Below are 6,704 nucleotides of genomic sequence, written 5' to 3' on the forward strand. Positions count from 1 at the left end.
TCAACGAAACCGGTCGACCTCCTGACGCAAGCCAGCCGCCAAGGTCTCCAGCTCCTTGGCGGTAACCGCCAGGTTCGACACCACTTCGCGCTGCTCGCTGTTGGCCAGTGCAATGCTCTGCAAGTTGCTGCTGAGCAATGTGGCAGTACTGCTTTGCTCTTGGGTCGCGGTGTTGATCGCAGCGAACTGCTGGCCGGCCGAGCGGCTTTGCTCGTCGATGCGCGCCAGGGCCGAGGCCACGGCGGCGTTACGCGATAGGCCTTCCTGCATCAGCACATTGCCGTGTTCCATGGTGCTGATGGCATTGCCGGTTTCCTGCTGGATGCTCTGGATCATCGTGGAAATTTCATCGGTGGCCTGACGGGTGCGCGACGCCAGGTTGCGCACCTCGTCGGCGACCACGGCGAAACCCCGACCCTGCTCACCGGCGCGGGCGGCTTCGATGGCGGCGTTGAGCGCCAGCAGATTGGTCTGTTCAGCGATGGACGTGATTACGCCAACGATCCCGCCGATTTCCTGGGAGCGCTGGCCCAGGGTGTTGATCACCGCAGCGGTGCTGTTCAGGGCGGTGGCGATATGCTCCAGGGAGGATGACGCCTCCTGCATCGAGTCGCGGCCAATGCGGGTCTGCTGGGCATTTTCTTGCGCCAGGCGCTCGGTGTTGCCCATGTTGTCGGCGATGTTCAACGAAGTGGCGCTGAATTCTTCCACCGCGCCGGCCATGCTGGTGATTTCGCCAGACTGCTGCTCCATGCCTTCATAGGCACCACCGGACAAACCTGACAGCGCCTGGGCGCGGCTGTTGACCTGTTCGGCAGCGTTGCGGATATGGGAAACCATGGTCGACAGCGCGTCGCCCATCTGGTTGAAGCTACGCGCCAACTGGCCGATCTCGTCATGGCTGGACACGTTGAGGCGTGCGCTCAAGTCACCCGCGCCCAGGGCTTCTGCCTGGCGAACCAGGTCGCTCAGTGGCGCCAGCTTGCTGCGCAACAGCCACACCGTGGCACCCACTGCCAGCAACATCGCCAGCACACTGCCGATTACCAGGCGGATACCGACTTCCCAAGTCACGGCGCGAATCTCAGCCTTGGGCATGCTCGCTACCACCGCCCATGGGCCGCCGTCGAACGGCACCGAAACGCTGTAGAAGTCCTCGTGCTTGTCGCTCCAGAAGCGGCCAGCTCCCGGTTTCTTTGCCAGGTCGAGCATCACCGCAATGGCCTCATCCGGCGCCTGCACGCCAGCTGGCGCCACCAACCAGTGTTTCTGCTCATCAAGCAGCGCAAGGGAGCCTGTCTGGCCAATACGGAAGCGTTTGAGATTTTCAAACTGGGCATTCTGGGCGTCGGTGTAATCAAAACCGATGAACAGCACGGCGATGACCTTGCCGCTGCTGTCCCGCACCGGGCTGTATTGGGTCATGTAGGAACGGTCGAACAACACCGCACGACCGATATAGGTCTGCCCCTCGGCAACGCGCTGGTAAGCCGCGCCCTGACGGTCCAGCACAGTGCCGATGGCGCGGTTGCCATCCTGCTTGGTCAGCGAGGTACTGACGCGGATAAAGTCGTCGCCGCTGCGCACGAACACCGTGGCCACGCCGCCGGACATCTGCTTGAACTCATCCACTTCTTCGAAATTGTTGTTCAGCACCTCGTCGCCCAAGTAAAGGCTCGGGGTCTGCACGCCGGCCACCGCCACCGGCTGGTCAGCACGTACACTCAAGCCGGCGACGAAGCGCTCTTCAAACAGCCCGCTCAAACGCTGGGTACTTTCGCGCAAGGTGCTGTGGAAGGTATTGAGTTGGTCGGCGAGCAAACGCGCCTCGCTGGCCAGGTGTTCCTCACGGGTGTCGAGGTTGGCGGAGTCGAGGGAACGCAGGGCGAAGACGGTACTGCCGCTGATAACGACAGCCAGAATCACGGCGAGTGCGAGACCTAACTGGGAGGCAATCCGGGCACGGGGTTGAGACATGACAGCTCCTGGCCGAGGCCAGGATCATCCTGATCTCTTAGCGCTGCTCGGCAAATTATTCTAGTGGGAAGCGTTGGTGCACGATGGTTCCAACACCCCTTCTTCGGCGGCATTTGCCAATACTTGAGCGAATCACAGGGGTATCGCGCAAACGATTGCACCATGGGCCTGACCATGCTCAATCAAGGCGCTCAACCCGGGGCAATTCCATCGCCTTGACTTCGCCTTGAAGAAACTCCACCAGCCTGCGCAAACGCTCGCCACCGGGGCGGGTTTTCGGCCACACCAGGTAATAATTTTCCCCACTCGCCACTGCCGTTGGCCACGGCAGGCTGAGTCGACCTTGCGCCACATCCTCAGCCACCATCAGCAGATCGCCCATGGAAACGCCATAGCCTCGCGCCGCAGCGATCATGCCCAGTTCGAGGGTATCGAACACTTGCCCGCCCTTGAGGGACACTTGGGATGACAACCCCATGCGCTCCAGCCAGTTGCGCCAGTCGCGACGGTCGGGGGTGGGGTGCAGCAACTCGGCACTCGCTAGCCGGGCCACGTCCCAGGGGCCATCGTCCAGCAGGTTCGGCGCGCCGACGGGGATCAGCAACTCCGGGAACAAGTAACAGGCTTCCCAGTCCGCCGGAAAATGCCCGTAGCTCAACAACACCGCACAGTCGAAAGGCTCCTGATTGAAGTCCACCTCGTCCACGTTCATCCATGCACTGGTCAGTTGCACCTCATTGCCTGGCTGCAAGGCGCGGAAGCGACTCAACCGCGCCAGCAGCCAGCGCATGGTCAATGTGGACGGCGCTTTCATGCGCAGGATGTCATCCTCGGCATTCAGCGTATGACAAGCGCGCTCCAGCGCGGCGAACCCTTCGCGCACCCCGGGCAGCAACAGGCGCGCAGCTTCGGTAAGCTGCAGGTTGCGGCCGCTGCGCTGGAACAGACGGCAGGCGAAATGCTCTTCAAGGGTGCGGATATGGCGGCTGATCGCACTCTGGGTAATGGACAACTCCTGCGCCGCACGGGTGAAGGAGTTGTGTCGCGAAGCGGCTTCAAATGCACGCAAGGCATACAGTGGAGGAAGACGACGAGACATTGGGAAAGATCCGACGGCGCAATATCGGCACCCTACCAGAATCAATCCAGCATGAGTTTTAATCATGCGAATGATCGCATTTATCCTTTTGTGCAGCGGGCGCAAAGGGCCGAGAATCAACCCTCTCCTCCAATCCTCTGACCATTCGAGCGTGATGATCATGCAACATCCGGCACGTACCGAGCTCTGGGCCATTCTGCGGCTGTCGGGGCCGTTGATTGCTTCACAGTTGGCGCACATGCTGATGGTGTTGACCGACACCCTGATGATGGCGCGCCTGAGCCCCGAGGCCCTGGCCGGTGGTGGCCTGGGCGCGGCGAGCTATTCGTTCGTGGCGATCTTCTGCATCGGCGTGATTGCCGCCGTGGGCACCCTGGTCGCCATTCGCCATGGCGCGGGCGATATCGACGGCGCCACGCGCCTGACCCAGGCCGGGCTGTGGCTGGCATGGTTGATGGCTCTGGCGGCGGCATTGCTGCTGTGGAACTTGGAACCGGTGCTGCTGATGTTCGGCCAGACCGAGACCAACGTGCACGCGGCCGGGCAATTCCTGACGATCCTGCCCTTCGCCCTGCCCGGCTACCTGAGCTTCATGGCGCTGCGCGGCTTCACCAGCGCCATCGGCAAAGCCACGCCGGTGATGGTGATCAGCCTGTGCGGTACGGTGGTCAATTACCTGCTCAACCACGCGCTGATCGAAGGCATGTTCGGCCTGCCGAAGCTGGGCCTGATGGGGATTGGCCTGGTGACCGCCATCGTTGCCAATGGCATGGCCCTGGCCCTGATGTGGTACATCCGCAGCAACCGCGCCTACGCGGCCTACCCGCTGAGCACCGGCCTGCTGCGCCTCAATACCCAATACCTGCGCGAGCTGTGGCGCCTGGGCCTGCCGATTGGCGGCACCTATGCAGTGGAGGTCGGGCTGTTCGCCTTTGCCGCGCTGTGCATGGGCACGATGGGCAGTACGCAGTTGGCGGCGCATCAGATCGCTCTGCAGATTGTCTCGGTGGCGTTCATGGTGCCGGCGGGGATGTCCTATGCAGTGACCATGCGCATCGGCCAGCATTATGGCGCCGGCCAGTTGCTGCAGGCACGCATGGCCGGGCGGGTCGGCATCGGCTTTGGTGCCATGGTGATGTTGGGGTTTGCCGTGGTGCTGTGGCTGTTTTCCGACCCGCTGATCGGGTTGTTCCTCGATCATGACGACCCGGCGTTCCATGACGTCATCGTCCTGGCCGTCAGCCTGTTGGCCGTCGCCGCCTGGTTTGAATTGTTCGACGGCGTGCAGACCATCGCCATGGGCTGCATCCGTGGCTTGAAGGACGCCAAGACCACCTTCCTGGTGGGGCTGGGCTGTTACTGGCTGATCGGTGCACCTTCGGCCTGGCTGATGGCGTTCACGTTAGGCTGGGGGCCAACCGGCGTGTGGTGGGGTCTGGCGCTGGGCCTGGCGTGTGCGGCAGTGAGCCTGACATGGGCATTCGAGGCGAAGATGAAGCGGATGATTCGGCAGGAGCCTGAAATGCAGCCTGCCTTTCAGGCCGCACAAACAGAATAAAGCCCTGCTCGGTCAGAACTGTGGGCGGGGGCTTGCTCCCGATTGCTGAGTGTCAGTCACTGCATTTGCTGACTGACGCACCGCTATCGGGAGCAAGCCCCCTCCCACATTTTTAATGGCGTTCGCAACTTAGCCCGGCAAAGCCTGTTGGCTTTGCCCAAACATCAGGTATTCGATCAATTCCGGCAATGGCAACGGCTTGCTGATCAGGTAACCCTGGGCCTGGTCGCACCCGAACAAGCGCAGCAATGCCAACTGCTCCGGCGTCTCTACACCTTCGGCCACCACTTCCAGGTTGAGGTTGTGGGCCAGGTTGATCATCGCGTGCACCAACTTGCGGTTTTCCTCGCGTTCTTCCATGCCACCGACAAAGCTCTTGTCGATCTTCAACAAGGCGATCGGCAGGCTGTTGAGGTGCACGAATGACGAAAAGCCGGTGCCGAAGTCATCCAGGGAGAACCGCACACCGAGTCGGCCAAGGGCGTCCATGGTCTGCTTGACCAAGTCGCTGCGGCGCATCACGGCAGTTTCGGTCAGCTCGAACTCCAGCCATTGCGCTTCCACACCGCGCTCGGCGATCAGGCGGCTGAGGGTTGACAGTAATTGGCTGTCCTGGAACTGGCGGAACGACAGGTTGACCGCCATGTGCAGCGGTGGCAGGCCGCGCTCGCGCAGGTCTTGCATGTCGCGCAGGGCCCGGGATATCACCCAGTAGCCCAATGGCACGATCAGGCCGCTCTGCTCGGCCAGCGGCACGAACTCGCTGGGCGGCAACAAGCCGCGCTCACCGTGGCGCCAACGCACCAAGGCCTCGAGACCGACGATATGGCCGTCATCCAGGTCCAGGCGCGGCTGGTAGTGCAGTTCCAACTCATCGCGGCGCAGGGCCCGGCGCAGTTCACTTTCCAGGTCGGCCAGGCTGCGGGCGTTGCGGTTGATGCGTTCGTTGAAGATATGAAAGGTGCAGCCCTGGGTGCTTTTGGCCTGCTGCATGGCGATATGGGCGTGCCACATCAGCGGGTCGGCGCCGGCTCGGGCGCGGGCATGGGCCACCCCCAGGCTGCAGCCGATCAGCAGGCTTTCACCATCCACCCAATAGGGCTCGGCCATCACTTCGGTAATCCGCTCAGCCATCCACTCGGCACGCTGCGGCGCCCGGCGGGTATCGATCAGCAAGGCAAACTCATCGCTGCCCAGGCGTGCCAGTTGGTCGCCGGCTTCGAGCTGGCTCTTGAGCCGCGAAACCACTTGCAGGATCAAGCGGTCACCAGCCTGATGGCCGAGGGCGTCGTTGGCATGACGGAAGTTGTCCAGGTCCAGGTGGCCGAGGGCCAGGCCGCGGCCTTCGTTTTCCACCAGCCGCGCCGCCAGCAGGGTCTGGAAACCCTGGCGATTGGCGATACCGGTGAGCGGGTCCTGCTCGGCCAGACGCTGCAAGGTGTTCTCCAGCACGCCGCGCTCGCGCACATGGCGCAAGCAGCGGCGCAGTGTGTCGGCGTCCAACGCATCCTGGATCAACCAGTCGCTGACACCCAGCGGCGCAACCAATGGTTCCTGCTCCAGCAGCAATACACATGGCAAGCTGCAACGGCCGGGGCCGGGTTGCAGGCTCGGTGTGGTCAATAGCACAGCACCCTGGTCGTCATCGAACAGACGACTCACCGAGTCCCAGTTGGGCGCACTGATCAGCACAGCCCCCTCGCCCATCGGCGCCAGGCACTCGCGCAACAACGCTGCCCACGCAGGCGTATCGGCCAGCAGCAGCAAACGCAAGGGTTCGACAGGCGTAGACACGCTAACTCCCTAGACTCGGCAAAATTTCGTTGGCGGTGGCATTATGACGTGCGGCCTGGCAATGATAAATGCATGACAAATGCATGGCAGATGATAGGTGTTATCAAACACGCAGACTGTGAAAAATAGTCTGAGTATTCCCCACATCCTGCGGCAAAGTAGCAAAACCGGCAAATTTAGATCGAGTGGTACGTCACACCGTCGTTCTATGGCAGCAGAATCTTTCCAGCCTGTTAAAATGCCCGCCCTTTTGAACAACGACTCCTTAAATTCCGT

The 6,704-nt window shown here is 62.0% G+C and carries 4 protein-coding genes; 1 reads left to right on the forward strand and 3 read right to left on the reverse strand.

All coding sequences use genetic code 11. From position 1 onward, the window contains the following. Complete coding sequence (locus QYQ93_RS28435; protein ID WP_338475987.1) at positions 1 to 1,977, reverse strand: methyl-accepting chemotaxis protein; 1,977 nt, start codon at positions 1,975 to 1,977, stop codon at positions 1 to 3. 178 nt (positions 1,978 to 2,155) lie between these two features. Beyond that, a complete protein-coding gene (locus QYQ93_RS28440; RefSeq protein ID WP_338475989.1) occupies positions 2,156 to 3,076 on the reverse strand; it encodes a LysR substrate-binding domain-containing protein in 921 nt (306 codons plus the stop codon). A gap of 154 nt (positions 3,077 to 3,230) precedes the next feature. Between QYQ93_RS28440 and QYQ93_RS28445 the strand changes: the two genes are divergently transcribed. After that, positions 3,231 to 4,634, forward strand: coding sequence for a NorM family multidrug efflux MATE transporter (locus tag QYQ93_RS28445; RefSeq protein WP_338475990.1), 1,404 nt, complete (start codon positions 3,231 to 3,233; stop codon positions 4,632 to 4,634). Positions 4,635 to 4,763: 129 nt separating this feature from the next. On the opposite strand, the gene QYQ93_RS28450 is transcribed toward QYQ93_RS28445, so the two are convergent. After that, positions 4,764 to 6,428, reverse strand: a complete 1,665-nt coding sequence (locus tag QYQ93_RS28450) for a bifunctional diguanylate cyclase/phosphodiesterase (RefSeq protein ID WP_338475991.1) — start codon at positions 6,426 to 6,428, stop codon at positions 4,764 to 4,766. Between the last annotated feature and the right edge of the window lie 276 nt (positions 6,429 to 6,704).

Source organism: Pseudomonas khavaziana (assembly GCF_036704165.1).
Taxonomy (GTDB): Bacteria; Pseudomonadota; Gammaproteobacteria; order Pseudomonadales; family Pseudomonadaceae; genus Aquipseudomonas; species Aquipseudomonas khavaziana.